Genomic DNA, 17,685 nt, shown 5'->3' on the forward strand with positions numbered 1-17,685 from the left:
ACGCAGTAAAGATAGGATTTTTCTTATACAAATTAAGCTTTTTCTTTAAAATACAATATGAGAGCCACAAACTTTCTCTCTTTTACCAAGTTCTGGTAGGACTTGTTAATACATTGACCACCATTCTGGCTCTTGTCATCATTGATAAAGTTGGTCGCAAGAAGCTGGTGTATTACGGAGTTTCGGGAATGATTGTTTCTCTGATTCTTATCGGCCTGTACTTCCTTTTCGGAGAAACACTGAATGTCTCAAGCCTCTTCCTGCTTATTTTCTTCCTGTTCTATGTATTCTGTTGTGCCGTGTCTATCTGCGCTGTAGTGTTCGTGCTTCTCTCGGAGATGTATCCCACCAAAGTTCGCGGACTGGCCATGTCAATAGCAGGATTCGCTCTCTGGATCGGAACGTACCTGATCGGACAGTTAACCCCCTGGATGCTCCAGAACCTTACCCCCGCCGGAACATTCTTCCTGTTCGCGCTTATGTGCGTGCCGTATATGCTCATCGTATGGAAACTAGTCCCGGAGACGACTGGGAAGTCACTGGAGGAAATTGAAAGATACTGGAACCGTTCGAAATAAATATAAAACAGATCTTAATTATTTTAATGTACTAACAAGTGGATTGTAGAAATGGTAGAAGATGTTTTTTGTATGGCCATTCAATAAACGTTTATCATCTGAATAGCTGTCGATACAGTCCTGATAATAAATTATATTATGGATTTTAAAAAATTAGCAAATCAATACAAGGATGAATTGTTGAACAATGTTCTTCCTTTCTGGCTCCAATATTCTCAAGACAAAGAGTTTGGCGGCTATTTCACCTGTCTGGATCGTGAAGGCAAAGTATTCGATACAGACAAGTTTATTTGGTTGCAAGGGCGTGAGGTATGGATGTTCTCCATGCTTTACAATAAGGTGGAGAAACGCCAGGAATGGCTGGACTGTGCCGTTCAAGGTGGCGAATTCTTAAAGAAATACGGACATGACGGAAATTACAACTGGTACTTTTCCCTCGACCGTTCGGGTAGACCGTTGGTAGAACCGTATAACATATTCTCCTATACTTTTGCGACAATGGCTTTCGGACAATTGAGTTTGGCAACCGGTAATCAGGAGTATGCCGATATTGCCAGAAAGACATTCGATATTGTCTTGTCCAAAGCTGATAACCCTAAAGGAAAATGGAACAAGCTTCATCCCGATACACGTAATCTGAAAAATTTTGCTCTGCCGATGATTCTATGCAATCTCGCTATGGAAATAGAGCATATTTTAGGTAAAGACTACTTGGAACAGGCTATGGACACTTGCATCCATGAAGTTATGGACGTCTTTTATCGTCCCGAACTTGGTGGAATCATTGTCGAGAATGTAGATATAAACGGTAATCTTGTGGATTGTTTTGAGGGTCGCCAGGTTACTCCCGGTCATGCGATTGAAGCGATGTGGTTTATCATGGACTTGGGTAAACGTCTGCATCGTCCGGAACTGATAGAGAAAGCAAAAAACACGACTCTTACCATGCTTGAATACGGTTGGGATAAGGAGTATGGCGGTATCTATTATTTCATGGATCGTAACGGTTGTCCTCCCCAACAATTGGAATGGGACCAGAAACTTTGGTGGGTGCATATCGAGACACTTATATCTCTGCTAAAAGGCTATCAATTTACAGGTGACCGTAAATGTCTGGAATGGTTTGAGAAGGTGCATGACTATACATGGACACATTTCAAAGATCCCGAATACCTAGAATGGTATGGATATTTGAATAGAAAAGGTGAGGTGTTGCTACCTTTGAAAGGTGGTAAATGGAAAGGGTGTTTCCACGTACCAAGAGGACTGTATCAATGCTGGAATATATTAAAAGATTTATAAATAATCATTGTATTAACCCTTTATAATATTATGATAGACAATTATTGTAAAACTAGAGTAAAAACTCAAATGAGTAGGATTTTTACATGTCTTTTATTGTTGTTTTGTGTATGTATACCAAGCTTGTACGCACAGACAATGATACATGGAAAAGTTGTGGATGCATCGGGAGAACCTTTATTGGGTGTTAGTGTCAAGGTAAAAGGAACCAGTATGGGAACTGTTACTAATGTAGATGGTATTTATAATATTAATGTCTCTCAAAAGAGTACTCTTATTTTTTCTTTTATAGGTATGGCTACCCAAGAAGTAAAAGTCGGAAATAGAACTATTATCAATGTAACATTGGAAGATGACGCGGCTTTGCTTGACGAAGTAGTGGTTGTGGGGTATGGAACACAGAAAAAGATGAGTGTAACAGGTTCTGTGGTACAAGTTAGTTCTGCAGAATTACAGAAAGCCCCATCCTCTAATCTCTCTACAATACTACAAGGGCGATTACCTGGTTTGGTTGCAACACAAAATAGTGGACAGCCGGGAGAAGATGCTACTTCATTGATGGTACGTGGAGCAGGAAATGGTGACGGGAATGTTTTGGTTGTTGTCGATGGAATTGTTCGACCTTTTCCTGCAGTGAGCCCTGATGAAATAGAATCTGTAACGGTATTGAAAGATGCTGCATCAGCTGCTGTGTATGGTTTTAATGGTTCTGCCGGAGTAATTTTGATTACGACTAAAAGGGGAGATAACCAGAAGCCAACTGTAAATATTAATTCTTCCATAAGTTTGAGCACTAATACTTGTTTTCCGAAGTTTCTTAATGGACCGGATTATATGAAATGGTATAACAAGGCACAGGAATTGGATGGATATTCCAAAGAAAGTTTACGTTTTACTAACGATGAAATCGCACGTGCAGTAAATGGAGATCCACAAGGAGTATATACAAACACCGATTGGTTTGATCTTGTATTTAAATCGGTGGCGCCTACCTATAGTAATAATGTTTCATTATCCGGTGGAAATGACCGCTTCAAGTATTATGTCGGAGTAGGCAGCTATAATCAAAATGGCGTGATTGATAACACCTCTTATGACCGATATAATATCCGTACTAACATTGACGCAAAAGTAACTAGTAATTTCAGTATCGCTTTAGGTATGGGAATCCGCCATTCTAATACTTCCGAACCAGCTTTGGGTACTGGTGCTATTATGCAACAAGCCATGTTGTCATTTCCCTACTTGCCTGCGACCACTTACAGTGGCATTCCGGTGGGTAGCCTTAATGGGGCAGGCAATGGAAACCAAAACCCAGTAGCAGTTCGTGACCTTGGAGGAGTTTCTGATTTACGTGAAAAAAGAATGGAAACTAATGTTACCTTAAAATATGAAATTCCCGGAATTAAGGGATTGACCGCAAAGTTTACCGCTTCCTATGATTATTTCCATAGAATGACGAAAATAGATAAGACTCCTTATAAACTAGCTATTTATAATCAATCAACCCGCACATGGGGGGAAGCCTATGGTCGCTTGTTGGCAGATGGAATTACTAGTGTATCACAGGACTATGTCGATCAATACGACTATTATATCCAACCATCTTTGGAGTATCAGACTAAAATTAAGAATCATGGTATTCAGGCTCTATTCCTTTACGAATACGGCGGAGTAAAATATACGAGTATGTCAGCTGGTAAGAGAGGTTATCCGGTGGATGACATACTGGATTTAAGTTGGGGAGATGAAGTAATTCCTAATAGTGTATTGGGTATACATAACAAAAGTAAGCGAGGAGGATATGTTGCACGTCTGAACTATGATTATGCAGATAAATATTTAGTGGAAATTTCCGGTCGTATTGATGGAAGCACTCTTTTGCCGAGTAGAAACCGTTGGTGTGTGTTTCCCGGTGTTTCTTTAGGATGGCGTATATCTGAAGAATCATTCATTAAAGATAATGTAGATTTAAACTTTATTGATAACCTGAAATTGCGTGCTTCCTTTGGGCAATTAGGTAGTCAGACAGGGTTAGGATATGGCATTTCTTATATGAGTTTGGCTTCTTTGAGCGATAAGCCTAATGTTGCATTGGGCAGTACATTAAAACGTTACCTTAATATAGGAAGTATCCCTAATGAAGATCTGAAATGGCAATATACAAATACTTATAATATCGGTTTTGAAGCAATGTTTTGGAAAGGTCTTTTAGGGGTAGAATTTGATATGTTCTATTCATTGACTAAACGTAAAATAGAAGCCCAGTCCGGTTCCTATCCTCCATCATTAGGTGGTTATTACAGTTCATTGGTTAATAGTGGTGAGCATGAGAACAAAGGATTTGAATTGGTACTAACTCATCAAAATAAAATAGGAGAAGTAAATTACAGTATCAAAGGAAATCTGTCATGGGCACGTAATAAAATCTTAAAGATAAATGAAACAACAAATGTTCCTAATGCTAAACGTTTGGTTGGCAAGCCGATGGGACAATATTTTGGATTTATTTCTGATGGGTTGTTTCAGTCAGAAGAGGAAATAGCTAATAGTGCAGTATTCGGACCTACTTTACCGGGAGATATCAAACTTGTCGATATAAATGGCGATGGCAAAATTACGATGGAACAAGATATGGTACCTATCGGGCGTAGTAATATTCCGGAAATGACTTATGGATTGAACTTATCTGCAAATTGGAAAGGTTTTGATTTTAATGCCTTTTTCCAGGGTTCTGCATTGTTTGATGTTTATTTGTGTGGGTCCTATCCAGGAGCTGGTTGGGTAGATGATACATTTTATACAAGACCATTTTATGCAGATGGCAATGCTCCGTATTATTTGGTAGAAGGCGCTTGGACTCCTGAAAATCGTAATGCTAAATATCCCCGCTTAAGTACGGAAGCCCGCTTGAATGGTGGTAAATATTCTGATTGGTGGGTAAAGGATGGAACATATATCCGTTTGAAAAATGCCCAAATTGGTTATACTTTACCTGCTGAATTAACTAGAAAAGTAGGGATTGAAAAGGTACGTGCCTATGTATCTGGCAGTAATTTGTTTACATTAACCGGAGTTAAATATTTCGATCCGGAAATGCCTAATGTAAATCAGGGGTATTACCCACAACAAAGAGTATATGAATTTGGGCTTAACATAACCTTCTAATAAAAGAAACCTATGAAGATATTTAATATTGTATGTAGAAAAAGTATATGTTTGCTTTGGGCTTGTATAGGGTTGGCAGGATGTAGTCTGGAACCAGAACTTACAAGTAATTATACAGAAGATGTTCTTTGGAAAAATGAGACGAATGTAGAGTTGTACCTCAACAGCTTTTATCCGTTGATCGGATCTGATTATTATGCTTCTGCTATTGCTGAAGATGGTTATAGTGATATTGTAAAAATGACTCTGCCTCATGCCAGTCAGAACTTATGGGCTTTTGGCTCACTGCCGATAGATCAAGCCAATAATGTTTTTGAAAATTGGAGTTGGGGATATAATTGGGTGACGCAATGCAACCGTTTTTTAGATGGTCTGAAAAAACATGGACAACATTTATCTAAAACTATACAACAGAAGGCGGAAGCAGAAGTGCGTTTTTTTAGAGCTCATGTTTATTTCCAAATGGCACGTCGTTATGGGGCAAACTTAATTATTTTCCGCGAACTGCCTCCGTTGGGCGAGAAGAATCATTCGTTAAGTGAGCCGGACAAATGCTGGGATTTTATTGCAGAAGACTTAGACTTTGCTGCACGTTATTTGCCGAACAAGGAGGCTGCTGAACAAGGCAAACTGACGCAAGGAGCTGCTTGGGGGCTGAAGGCCAGAGCCATGCTTTATGCAGAAAGATGGAAAGATGCTTCTGATGCCGCAGCTATGGTAATGGGTATGGGCTACGACCTTTATCCTGATTATGCAGGTTTGTTTAAGATCAGACGAAGTGATAAGGTGGAAAATAAAGAAAGCGTAATGGAGTTTGGTTATATAAAACCGGATTTAGCCTATACTTTTGATGTCACTTATTGTCCGCCGGGTGATAACGGCAATGCTGAAGCTACCCCGACTGAGAATCTTGTTTCACAGTATGAAATGGCAAATGGTACAGATTTCTCTTGGGATATCCATGCCACAAATCCGTATGAAGGGCGTGAACCTCGTTTTTATGCTTCTATTCTTTACAATGGGGCCTCTTGGAAAGGACGTACTATCGAGGCTTATGAAGGTGGAAGAGATGGTTGGGGATTAGGAGGAAACACGACTTCTACCGGCTATTATATTCGAAAATTCATGGACGAAGATATGATTGACTTTAAAGAGAACGACTACACTTATTATTATATGCGTTATGCTGAAGTATTATTGATCTATGCAGAAGCGATGGCACAACAAGGATTTGTAAAGGAGGCGTTGATTGAGTTGAATAATGTAAGAAATAGAGTGCACCTTCCTGCAGTAGAGGCCACGACTATTGATCAATTTATGATCCACTTACGTCACGAACGCATGGTAGAATTAGCTTTCGAAGGTCATCGCTTTTGGGACTTACGCCGTTGGAATTTGGCCAAGTCTACATTGAATAATACGCATCTTAAAGGTAAAAAGCCTATACGGCAAGCCGATGAAACAATTACCTATGAGGATGTGGACTGTGACAATGGCAAGACTCGTATATATTTGGATAAATATAAACGATTCCCCATACCTTATACAGAATTACAGTCAAATGAGCTGTGTGAGCAATTTGAAGAATGGAGATAATATTTAATAGAAAAACGATATGAAGAATATATTTAAGTCATTGCTTTTGGCTACTTATGCCTTTGGCATTACTTCATGTGGTGAAGTGGATATGGGTAATACTCCACAAGCGGAAGAAGGATTATTGAGTCTAACTGCGAAAATCGCGGGTGAGAGTCAGATTTTTAGTCCTACTAAAAGAGGTCCATATAAAGATGGAGATATAATTGAATTCAAATTTCCTTCACCTATAGAAGATCCTGTGGACTTGTCAAAGGTAAATTTGATAGTTAGTTTGGAGAATGATTGTTTTGTACAACCAGGTTTACCCGGAACGATAGACTTGACTTCTCCATTTGAATTAAGAGTCAAAACAGCGATAGGGATAGTAAAAACCTATATTATCAAAGCTATTCCGGTTGGTCCTATCGCTACATTTAAAAAAAGATGGTTTAAGAACGGTAACGATTTAGATTATATATGGCCTGTTTGGATTTCGTCTATTGCCATATCTAACAATGAATTTGTGTTATATGACGGTGTGGAAAACTATGATGAAAGTTATATTAAAGTTTACGGTGAGCAAAATGCTGACTTGAAAAAGAAAATAAAAGCGCCGCATACCTTTATATCACAAGTTAAAACAGATGATGCGGGACATATTGTTGCAGCACGTGAAAATATCTATGGGGCTGGATTTATGTTGTATTATTATGAAGATATGAATAGTGAGCCGAAATTACTTCTTGATTATATGCATGATAATGGATGTCCACTTATGCTAGGTTATCGTTTTAGTATTGTCGGCAATCTGAAAGAAGGGAAAGCATATGTATATGCACTTTCCGGTAATACTTATTTTGGTGCACAAGGCAAAGAATATTATCGTTTTGAATTCAACGATGGTGTACCGGTAAGTACAGTTCCTGTAAAGGTTGATTTCTCTGATAATATAACTGGGGTTTGGGAGTCTGCAAATATTCAACGTCTTACAACTGCTGATAATTCGGATATTTACTTGTCTTATTTCCAATATTCAAATTCAGATACACAACAATTGTTAGGTAGTCACATCTATTGTTTTAATGAAGAATTAAACAATCTTACAGAAATGAATCGCAGGAATTTTGATTATAAATTATTGGGATTTCGTGTCTTTGAAATAGATGGCCATCGCTTCTTGGCAATGCTTACGCAGGCTTTTGGTAGTTCAAGTGTCTGTCTGAAGGTATTTGATATTACCGACAAGAATAATTGGACCGCAATGAATCCTGATTCAGACAACTATAATGAATTCCTGATTTTTGAATCTGAACAATACGCGGTAAACAACATCAATCAATGGGGAGATGTGGCTGTAGAAGTAGATAATAATAAGGCCTATATCTATGCTACTATTGTCTCTGCTGATAAATCACAATCTGGAGTGGCAATGTATGAAATGAGATACTATCCTCCTACGCAACAATAGCTTTAGAAACATAACCTAAAAATATCTAGAACAAATATGACACTGAAAAATATGTTAGTAATACAATATTTAGCATTTGGTACAATCGTAGCATTGTGCTCTTGCTCGGATGATGATATTGATATACATCGTGTAGCATTACCTGAGACTGTCAATCAAGATGCTGTGGCGTATGTGGAACAAAATGCTAAAGATACTAAAGTCATAGAGAACTATGACTTTACCGATGGACGTAATTATGTAATGAGCGTGGGAGAAAATTCTCCATCTGCCGCTATCAGTGGACAAACAGTAGAAGACGCTAAAGAAGGATTAGGAGCGCTTGCTGTCAATTATACCTTTGCTGCGAAGTCTATCAGTACAGAACCCGAATATGTGACTATGAAAGAAATTTGGGGAAACTATCGTACAGATCTGTCCTTTCATCCTCTAGGACTTTCATTATGGATAAAAGGGAATAGTCAGAATCCGGGTATTTTGCGGGTAATGCTTATTCAAGATAGTAAAATGGAGCCTGGTATTCAAATGGAAAATCAGTATTTTCAGTACATCAACAAATCTATTTTACAACAGGATGGCTGGCAGAAATTAATTATACCTTATGAATCTTTCCAGTTATATAAAGGTTTGGCACCTGATGATAAATTGAACTTATCGAAAGTTTTTGGTTATCGTATTGACATAGTTAATGAGAAAGATGAGTCTGGAACAGGTACAGTATATCTTGATGCTCTAGAACAGGTTACCTCATATCAGCATCAGTATGAAAAGAAAGGCAAGTTCTCAAGTATGTTTATTCAATTGAACAAAGTGTATTATGAAAATCCGGAGTACGATGATTGGGAAACCTACTTTACAGAATGTAAAAAAGTAGGTATTGATACTTGGATCGTCCAATATAGTGTTGGATATGGAGCAGAAAATACAATATCATGGTATTCAGGCTCTACTGTAGGTTGGAACGGTGAAGGTGTGCAAACAGAATGTCCTATAATTGACAAGATAATGAATGCAGCGGAAAAAACAGGCTTCAAAATTATCTTAGGGCTTAATGGGGGAGATTATAATATTGAAAAGCTAGACGATAAATGGACCTATGATGTATTGCTGGCACGCAATGAAGTGGTTGCAGGAGATTTAGCTAGGAAATATGCGGATCATCCGAGCTTTGCAGGTTGGTATATTACGGAAGAGTTTCACGATGCCAAATATCCGGCAGGATGGCAGGAAGAAAATAAACGTAAATTATTGTCGGACTACTTGACCCGTGTAGCTACTTTTGCTAAAAGTAAATGTAACAAACCTGTATATATTGCTCCGGCTTTGTGGAGAGGTATGCCGGCTGAGATGTGCGGTGAATGGTTTGAAGCATTATTAAAAGAAACAGAGAATGTTGACTATATGTATTTGCAGGATTTAGGTGGTCGTAGTTTGGTGGATGTACGCATAGACCTTCCCAATTACTATGGTTATATCAAAAAAGCTTGTGAAGAAGCAGGAGTGAAGTTTGGAGTAGACATTGAGTCTTTCTTTTATTCATACTATCCTCCTGTAGATTATCGTGCCAAAACCTGGGCGGAGCTAGAAGAACAATTGGCCGTAGCCAGTCAATATACTGATCTTATAACCAATTTTAGTTGGGCAACATTCAAGCCTGGTTATGATAGCTTTGAAGGATATAGAAATTATTATAATTCATTGAAATAATTATTATAACTGGAAATAGATGAAAGTTTTTTCTTTTTCTAGCGCAATTTCTTTATTGAAATAAATATGTATAAAAAAACTACATTAGGACTTATTATATGTTTGCTTTCTTGTAGCTTATGGGCAAGAGGAAAGGCGGGTATAGATTTAACATTAATTCCTCCCGCTACTATTACAAATCAGGTTGATTTAGATATAAGGGTGGGGATTACAAACTATGATACTTCTGTCCGTAGCTTGGATGTTTCACTATATCTTAATAAGATAGATAGAAACGCATTATTGTATCATTCTACTTGTCAAGTAGAGAAAGATAATCCCCTCACCATCAGATATAACATGCAGACGAGGGATAAAGTTGGAAAAAATAAAATAATCCTTGTTGTAAAGGATGGAACAAAGAAAACAATCCAAACACGTGATATTGAAATTATAGATTCCAATATCCGTTCCACTCGCTTAATAGATGGTGCTTGGACCAGTATTTACCATTGGAGTGAAACTGAAGGCAAACATTGGAACAATGATCTGCGGCGTATGACCGACGATCAATGGCGGGAAATGATTCGTTCCATGCATAAAGTAGGTATGGATATGATTGTGATACAAGAGGTTTTTCGAAATGAACAATATGTCGGTAAACATGACGTTACTGTAGAAACCTACCAAGGCAAAGCTTTTTATCCATCCGACCTATACGAAGGAAGGATGGAAATTGCCGCAAAAGATCCTGTTGAAGCAATTCTTGCAGAAGCAGATAAACATGATATGCACGTAATGATGGGAGTAGGAATGTTTGCTTGGTTTGATTTTACTCCCGAATCTTTGGAATGGCATAAGAGAGTGGCTAAAGAACTTTGGGATAAATATGGTCATCACCCTTCTTTTTATGGATTCTATGTATCTGAAGAGAGTGGCGGTGGTTTAGATAATTGGGAAAAAACTCCGGAAAAACGTCAGATTCGTAAAAATGATATTGTCAATTTCTTTGCCGAATTTAAAAAGTTTTGTAACCGGATGGCCCCAGCCAAACCTATTATGCTGGCAACAAACAGTATGGATGTTCCTAATGGAAAAGAAACCTATCCGGCTTTGTTGAAGAATCTGGATATCCTCTGTCCTTTTGGTTTTGCTCGTATGCCTGAAAATGACCTGACAGGTAAACAGGCGGCTACTATGTTGCAAAAGTTGTGTAATGATGCAGGTTCTCATCTGTGGTTCGATTTAGAGGCCTTCCTCTTTAACGAAGATCAGTCATTATATCCACGTCCTATAGAACAAATCATTCACGATTTGAATTTATTCGATAATTTTGAAAAGATTCTATGTTATCAGTTTCCAGGAGTATTTAATGATCCGAAGATGTCTATCCGTGTAGGTGAGAAAAGAACTATTGATTTATTTGAGGGGTATCAAAAATACCGGGAGAAAATATTGCATAATCGGAAAGCTGGAATTAAAGATGAGATTGTTTCAACCAAAACAGTACAAGGAACATGGTTGAATTTACCTTATCAAGACGTACGTAATAAGTATATGAATCCATTTCATGTGGATTGTACGGCACCTGCATTTTGGAAGCAAAAGATAAAGGAATATTCAGAAATCGGACTTGAATATTTGGTTATTATGGCAGTAGCTAATGAACGTCAGGCATATTATCCGTCCTCGTTTATGAAACATGCCTATCCATCAAGTAGGCAAAGCCCGGTTGAAGCTATCATGGAAGCTGCCGATCAATATGGAATGAAGGTATTTATGAGTTGTGGATGGGCTGTAAATCAAGATGACAATATAAGAGAACCAACAATAAAAGAACTTCAACAAAAAATCATGAAAGAAACTGCAGACTTGTTTAAAGAGCATAAATCATTTTATGGCTGGTATCTACCTGTAGAAGATATGATAGCCCCTTATTTATCTGACCATGCAATAGAGGCTGTCAATACTTTGGCTGAGTCTGCAAGAAATTTGACTCCCCAAGCACAGATTATGATTTCTCCATACGGATTATATTCTGCAGATATTCGGAATCCCAAGTTTGGTGAACAAATAAAGAAGCTGAAAGTGGATATTATAGCTTATCAGGATGAAGTAGGATGCGTTAGAGAACCTATGCCAATGCAACGTATGAAAGAAAATTTTAAACTTCTCAACACTATTCATAAAGAAGCAGGAATTCGTTTTTGGGCCAATATTGAATCTTTCACATGGGAAAAGGAGACAAATTCTAGAAACTCTGCACTTGTTCCGGCTGCTTTTCCCAGATATTTATCTCAACTTGTCGGAGTATCTCAAGCTGGAGTTGAAACAGTAGTAAGTTTTTCGATTTATGGAATAGTTGATAAACCAGACTCACCAATGTTTATCGGACAACCTATAGAAGCCGCAAAAACTTATCGAAACTATACCGATTGGATGACAGGAAAAGAACCTTGGTCGTTGCTAGAAGCTTCTTTCAAAGGAAATATTTCACATCAAGGCATAGGAAAGAGTGTTAATTATCTTTCCACACCTAGCGAACGATATGCTTCAAATAGCTTGACGGATGGTAAACAAGGCATAGAATCCTATCTAGATAAGGAGTGGGTCGGTTTTGAGAACAAAAATATGGAAATTGTAATAGACCTAGGTAGTGTAAAGGAGGTTGGCTTGTTGGCTGCTCGCTTCTTACAATATACTCCGGCTTCAATACAATTACCTTCGAGTGTGGCCTATTTACTCTCCAAAGATGGAGTGAATTACCAATTAGCAGCTTCCGTTCCTATGGAGATTAGTCTTAACGATCAACATGATTGTTGGATTGACATGGCACAGGCTAAAGTAAATGGGAAAGCCCGTTATATAAAGGTGATAGCTTTGACTCGTGGTAGCTGGCTATTTTGTGACGAGGTATTTGTAAATCCTCAATAACATACATAAGAATTTGGTACTGATAGTATATCAGTACCAAATTCTTTATACATTATGCATAACATATTCATATTGTATGGCATCCGGATCAACAGATCATATTCATGTTTACTTTACGCCCTCTTTAAGAAGGCTCTAAATTCTATCAAATATTTGTTATCAGTAAATTTTAGCCAATAATTACCAGCATTTAGCTTTTTGCTTATATTCCCTACCTTAACTGTAGCTGTCGTATTTACGGGAACTATTACATTTAAAGTAATTTCATTGCCATTACGTTTCCAAGACGATTTTATTAGTCCATTTATTGAACTATATTCAGCATCCACCCAATCCAAACCGTTGACAAAGTGCGGTTGGATAAAAAAGTGTTTGAATCCAGGATGTTGTTCATCATAATTAATACCTGCCAGTATATTATACATCCAGGCACTGATGTCACCCATAAATATATGGTTGAGGGATTGGTCTTTCGATGAATTAAATATCTTCCATTTTTCAGATAAAGTGGTAAGTCCTTGTTTCATCCAATATCCCCATGAAGGCATATCCTCGTTTATTGCTAACTCATAAGCCTGATTTGCATAACCATACTTAGCAAGCATACGTAGTACGGTTTTACTACCCAACATGCCAAAATCAAGTGTATTGTTATTTTGTACCAATATTCGGCTCAATTTGTCTGCAACTTTTTGCGTATATTCTTCGGGGACAATACCTAAATATAAAGGAATACTTTGCGCAGCCTGAGTACCATTTGCATATATGCAACTATCTTTATTAAAATATTTCGCATTAATCAAACTTTTCAGTTTTTCTGCCTTCAAATTATAGATCGTCCCGTCTTTACCTATTAAGTCTGCAAATTTTGCCATATATTCATTTTCCATATAATAGTAACAGGTAGTAGTAAAGTCTGTTTGAGTTTGTGCTTTATAAAAACACCAGTCTCCAATACCAAAAGTTACCGTCCCCTCGTCATTTTCACGACTTGATAAATAATGCAAATATTTTTGGCAGGTATTCCAAACCATTTCAATGCCTTTTTTATCACCATAATATCTGTATAAATTCATTGGTACAATGAATAATGCTGCATCCCATACTGGACCAATCCAATCTTCATATCCCCAACCTGATGATGGAATAATTCCTGATATTCTTCCGTCTTCAGTTTGGTTGTCGATTATGTCATTTATCCATTTTTCATAAAATGTAATCCCATCAAAATTGAGCAATCCCAAATCCATGCTAACATGCGCATCAGCTGTCCACCCATTTTTTTCCCGTTGCGGACAATCTGTAGGAATACTCATCAAATTACACAAATATGACTGGTTCGTCGCTTCCCATAAATCATTCAACAAACTATTCGAACAGCTGAATTTTCCTACAGGTTTTACTGCCGTATGAAAGAATAATCCTTTCAGGCTTTCTTTAGTAAGATGCACAGGGCGGTCGGCTTTTACTTCAACATACTGAAAACCATGATAATTAAACGCCGGCACAAGTACATTGTCTTTACCATCCAGAATATAAAGATCCGTTTGAAAATCGATATCAGGACGTTTCGAGAAATAAATATCTATATTTCCCGTTTCCAAACGACCATCCGGTTTTAACAGCTCACCATGACGTACCGCCACTTTTGTACCACTTTCTCCCTTGATTGAAAGTTGGCAATAGCCCGCCATATTGATTCCCATGTCATATACGTAAACACTGTCACCATAGTTCTTCATAGATATGGGCAAAACCTCTCGGTCTATTTCTATAGCAGGCATAATCTGGGCACTCATAACAGAAGATGGTCCAGACACACATACCGCTTGTTTCCATGACGCATCATCGAAATCTTCTTTTTCCCAACCGACAATCTCCCGCTGTTTGTCATAAGTATCTCCTCCACATATATTATTTTGCAAATAAGGGCCTGTAGAGGTTTTCCAAGAAGAATCCGAATCGACTACTTGCCGGACACCATCCACATATAATATATGCAATTCGCATATCATCCTTGCCCGATTGCGCCATCTTGCCTTTTCGAACTCCCATACACCCAAAGGAAAAATTTCATTATAAAATCCGTTGCCTAATACCGCAGATATCACATTATTTCCAGGTTTCAGCAAACCACTGACATCGCAAACACTATATAAGTTCCTTTTATCATAATGAGTAAATCCGGGGTTAAGAACAGCCGATGAGGCCGGTTCTCCGTTAATATTCATTTTGCAATAAGCAGCAGCACTCACATACAAACGTGCTTTTTGAATGCCGGCATCTCTTGTCTGAAACACCTTTCTTAACATCGGCGACGGAAGATAATCCTTATCGTAGCTATCAGTAATCCATTCTCCTGTCCACTTCTCCGGATAAATTTTAGCAGTTTCAAAACTGTCTATCGGTGACTCTATCATGTTTTTTCCGTTCTTATCTGTGGCAACTACTTTCCAATAGTATTTCGTGCAAGATTCCAATTTTTTCATCCCTGTATACTTGCTTGCCGACAGGTCAGATTCTACAACACCGGAACTCCAAACAAGAGAATTGCCGGCTATTTTTCGAGAAGGAAGATAGAGACAGCCTTTGTCTGTCGAAAGATACAGGCAATAGCTACCTTGCTTAAAGTCAGCATTATCGGAATGATAATTCCAATGGAACCGGGGCTGAGGAGAATCCACACAGATAGGATGGCTCGTATATTCGCATTTCATATCGGAAATTTCCACATTCTCAGCTTTACATGCACAGAGTATAAACAGCCCCAAAACACCAGAATAAATATGTCCTTTCATAATTTATTTTTTTTCCGCTGTGAAATAATAAGATGTACTACAAATCCACAGATACGTAAAGCCTAAGTTTCGTTGATTGGTTATTTCCTCCCGCAATTCTTTTTCCAAGGTAGCCATATCTTTATTTTCCATACCCGCCTCCAAGAACCACAAAGTACCTTGCAATTTAGGTTGAACCAATAATCCATCGGGAATATTGTCTGTCAGTGATTCAATATAGTTTTTATAGGCTTCATAGTTTGCTTTCCGATTATCAGCATTGACTTTTTGTCCATCCACTTCCGCTTCATATTCATCTTTAGGATTCATAAAAGGATAATACCCCCAATTAATAATACCTGTGCCATATTTTGCGGCAAGAAGCAACTTTTGTTTCAGCCAGTCTATCTGAGTAAATGCCCATTCCCGACTATGATTATGCTCCATTTCCAATGCTTCCGCCCAGTTGTCAGCTTCCACCTGTCCGGTTTCCACATTGACCCAAAATTCCTTTCCGGCTCTCTGGCAGGCTTTGGCTGCCGCAGCAAGGAAAGGCTCTCTTTCATCAAGAGTAAAGAAACTTAAATGTTCGGCTCCGGAATCCTGCAACATCAGAACGTCAATATCAGATTCTTTCATTGTATTAAACCACCAAGCCTCATACTCGGCAGGCGATTGATATCTGAATCCGCGGAACTCTTCTTTATCCAACAAAAAGAAAGGTGATATTGTCACTTTGCTGCCCGGAGCAATAGCATGGCACTTATTAGCTACAGACTTCCACAACTGTCTCCAGAAATGGGCCTGCTTATAATCCAGACTGTCCATGGGATTTATTTCATTATTCAAATACCAGCCCCAAAAGGAAGGATGATTGCCATACATCTCATGGTATGCAACAATGTGCTTATCACTTTTCTTTTTCAACACAGTAAGTATACTGTCATGATTGTCGTCCGGATGATATAATCCCCCACCGATTATATTCATATCGCACATCACTTTCATACCCAATTCATCTGCAACAGAATAAATAATCTCCAAAATATTTTCTTTACGGGTCATTTCGGTCCCTTTCGGTTTAGAAGAGCAACCTCCCATAATAAGACAAAAACAAGTAATGAAACATATACAGCTTTTTTTCATATCTTCTACCCAATATTTACAGTTTTAATTAAAGAAAAAAGTGGCTAAAAGACAGATAAGAAAGAGGCCCGCTCTTTAACCACCTTAATTAAAAATAATATTTTAATTCTCTGGTCTTATAAACCCTTCATAATCTCCGTTATTTTCCCAGTCATAAATTGATACATTGGAAACGACGAGTTTACCAGGACGGAATTCCACATCAATCACATAAATTTTTCCCATTGCGAAAGCTACATTTTCTACAATATCAATGGAATTTTCAGTCTGACCAATCTGGAAAAAAAGAGTCATGTCAACTTTTTCGTTAATATTGGGAACTGCCGTTATCATTTCAGTTGTAGTCTCCTCCGGATTTGTTGTAATCGACGTAAACGTTTCTTCAAAATTCAAAGCTGCATTCAAATTTTCAATGTTCGAGATAGTCCCCTTCAAAGCATTTAAGACAGCTTTCTTACCCAGCGCCTTGGAAGAAACACGAATATTTGAAATCGATTCATCGCCTGCATAATTTTCTGTTTTGCTGAATCGCACCATGATACCAGCCATTGCATGACGCATCACTAAACAGGCTTGTGGTTTGTCTCTATTGACATGGGCAACTGAACCATACATATAATCAACGCAATCTTTATTATCAATGGGAATTGCAGTAAAATCGTTGTTTTTCTCAGCATACGGATAGCAAGCAACTGCATAACCTGATCGAGAAGATACTTTTACATCAGCTGCGCTCTTCCAAACTTGGTTTGTCCCGACACCCACAGAGGTGTATTTCTGATTCTTGTTACCCTCTCCATAGTCTTCGCCATTCACATACATCATGGACACCCCAATAGAGGTATTATCCTTAAAGCCGCTTTCTGTAATAAGCGAACGTGTCAGCTCGGCTATTGAAACAGAAATCTGCAATGGTACCGGTTCCACCACTTCTTCATCAGGAATGACAATTTCATCCGAGATAGTATCTTCATCATTACTACACGCTGTAAAAAAGAGACCTGTAGATAAAACTAAAAATGTTGTTACATATAATATTTTCATATTT

Annotated in this window: 10 protein-coding genes; 7 read left to right on the forward strand and 3 right to left on the reverse strand. The window is 38.1% G+C overall.

The annotated features are described in order from the left end of the window. The first annotated feature begins 11 nt into the window (after positions 1-11). The 7 genes from ACNOGP_RS17035 (at position 12) to ACNOGP_RS17065 (ending at position 12,714) form a co-directional block, all read left to right on the forward strand. Complete coding sequence (locus ACNOGP_RS17035) at positions 12-578, forward strand: MFS transporter (protein ID WP_418214773.1); 567 nt, start codon at positions 12-14, stop codon at positions 576-578. A gap of 138 nt (positions 579-716) precedes the next feature. Beyond that, positions 717-1,880: an AGE family epimerase/isomerase gene (locus ACNOGP_RS17040; protein WP_418213291.1), complete on the forward strand. Its 1,164-nt coding sequence runs from the start codon at positions 717-719 to the stop codon at positions 1,878-1,880. 138 nt (positions 1,881-2,018) lie between these two features. Next, positions 2,019-5,048, forward strand: a complete 3,030-nt coding sequence (locus tag ACNOGP_RS17045; RefSeq protein ID WP_418213292.1) for a SusC/RagA family TonB-linked outer membrane protein — start codon at positions 2,019-2,021, stop codon at positions 5,046-5,048. Between the two features lie 12 nt (positions 5,049-5,060). Continuing rightward, complete coding sequence (locus ACNOGP_RS17050) at positions 5,061-6,644, forward strand: RagB/SusD family nutrient uptake outer membrane protein (protein WP_270541915.1); 1,584 nt, start codon at positions 5,061-5,063, stop codon at positions 6,642-6,644. 19 nt (positions 6,645-6,663) lie between these two features. Then, positions 6,664-8,094, forward strand: a complete 1,431-nt coding sequence (locus ACNOGP_RS17055; RefSeq protein ID WP_418213293.1) for a hypothetical protein — start codon at positions 6,664-6,666, stop codon at positions 8,092-8,094. Positions 8,095-8,145: 51 nt separating this feature from the next. Further along, on the forward strand, positions 8,146-9,801 hold the full coding sequence (locus ACNOGP_RS17060; protein ID WP_418213294.1) for a DUF4434 domain-containing protein: 1,656 nt from the start codon (positions 8,146-8,148) through the stop codon (positions 9,799-9,801). Positions 9,802-9,867: 66 nt separating this feature from the next. Continuing rightward, positions 9,868-12,714 (forward strand): DUF4434 domain-containing protein, encoded by a 2,847-nt coding sequence (locus ACNOGP_RS17065; protein WP_418213295.1) that lies wholly within the window; start codon positions 9,868-9,870, stop codon positions 12,712-12,714. A 113-nt stretch (positions 12,715-12,827) separates the two neighbouring features. Here the strand turns inward: ACNOGP_RS17065 and ACNOGP_RS17070 are convergent, their stop codons facing one another. From ACNOGP_RS17070 to ACNOGP_RS17080, 3 genes are all read right to left on the reverse strand, one after another. Beyond that, positions 12,828-15,512 carry a family 78 glycoside hydrolase catalytic domain gene (locus ACNOGP_RS17070; protein WP_418213296.1) on the reverse strand — a complete coding sequence of 895 codons (2,685 nt, stop codon included), beginning with the start codon at positions 15,510-15,512 and terminating at the stop codon, positions 12,828-12,830. 3 nt (positions 15,513-15,515) lie between these two features. Continuing rightward, positions 15,516-16,556 carry a DUF4434 domain-containing protein gene (locus ACNOGP_RS17075; RefSeq protein ID WP_418213297.1) on the reverse strand — a complete coding sequence of 347 codons (1,041 nt, stop codon included), beginning with the start codon at positions 16,554-16,556 and terminating at the stop codon, positions 15,516-15,518. A 183-nt stretch (positions 16,557-16,739) separates the two neighbouring features. Continuing rightward, the gene (locus tag ACNOGP_RS17080; protein ID WP_418213298.1) at positions 16,740-17,681 is read right to left on the reverse strand and encodes a fimbrillin family protein; all 942 of its coding nucleotides are present in this window, start codon (positions 17,679-17,681) and stop codon (positions 16,740-16,742) included. Positions 17,682-17,685: the final 4 nt, after the last annotated feature.

It is taken from the genome of Bacteroides difficilis (assembly GCF_048319815.1).
GTDB lineage: Bacteria > Bacteroidota > Bacteroidia > Bacteroidales > Bacteroidaceae > Bacteroides > Bacteroides zhangwenhongii.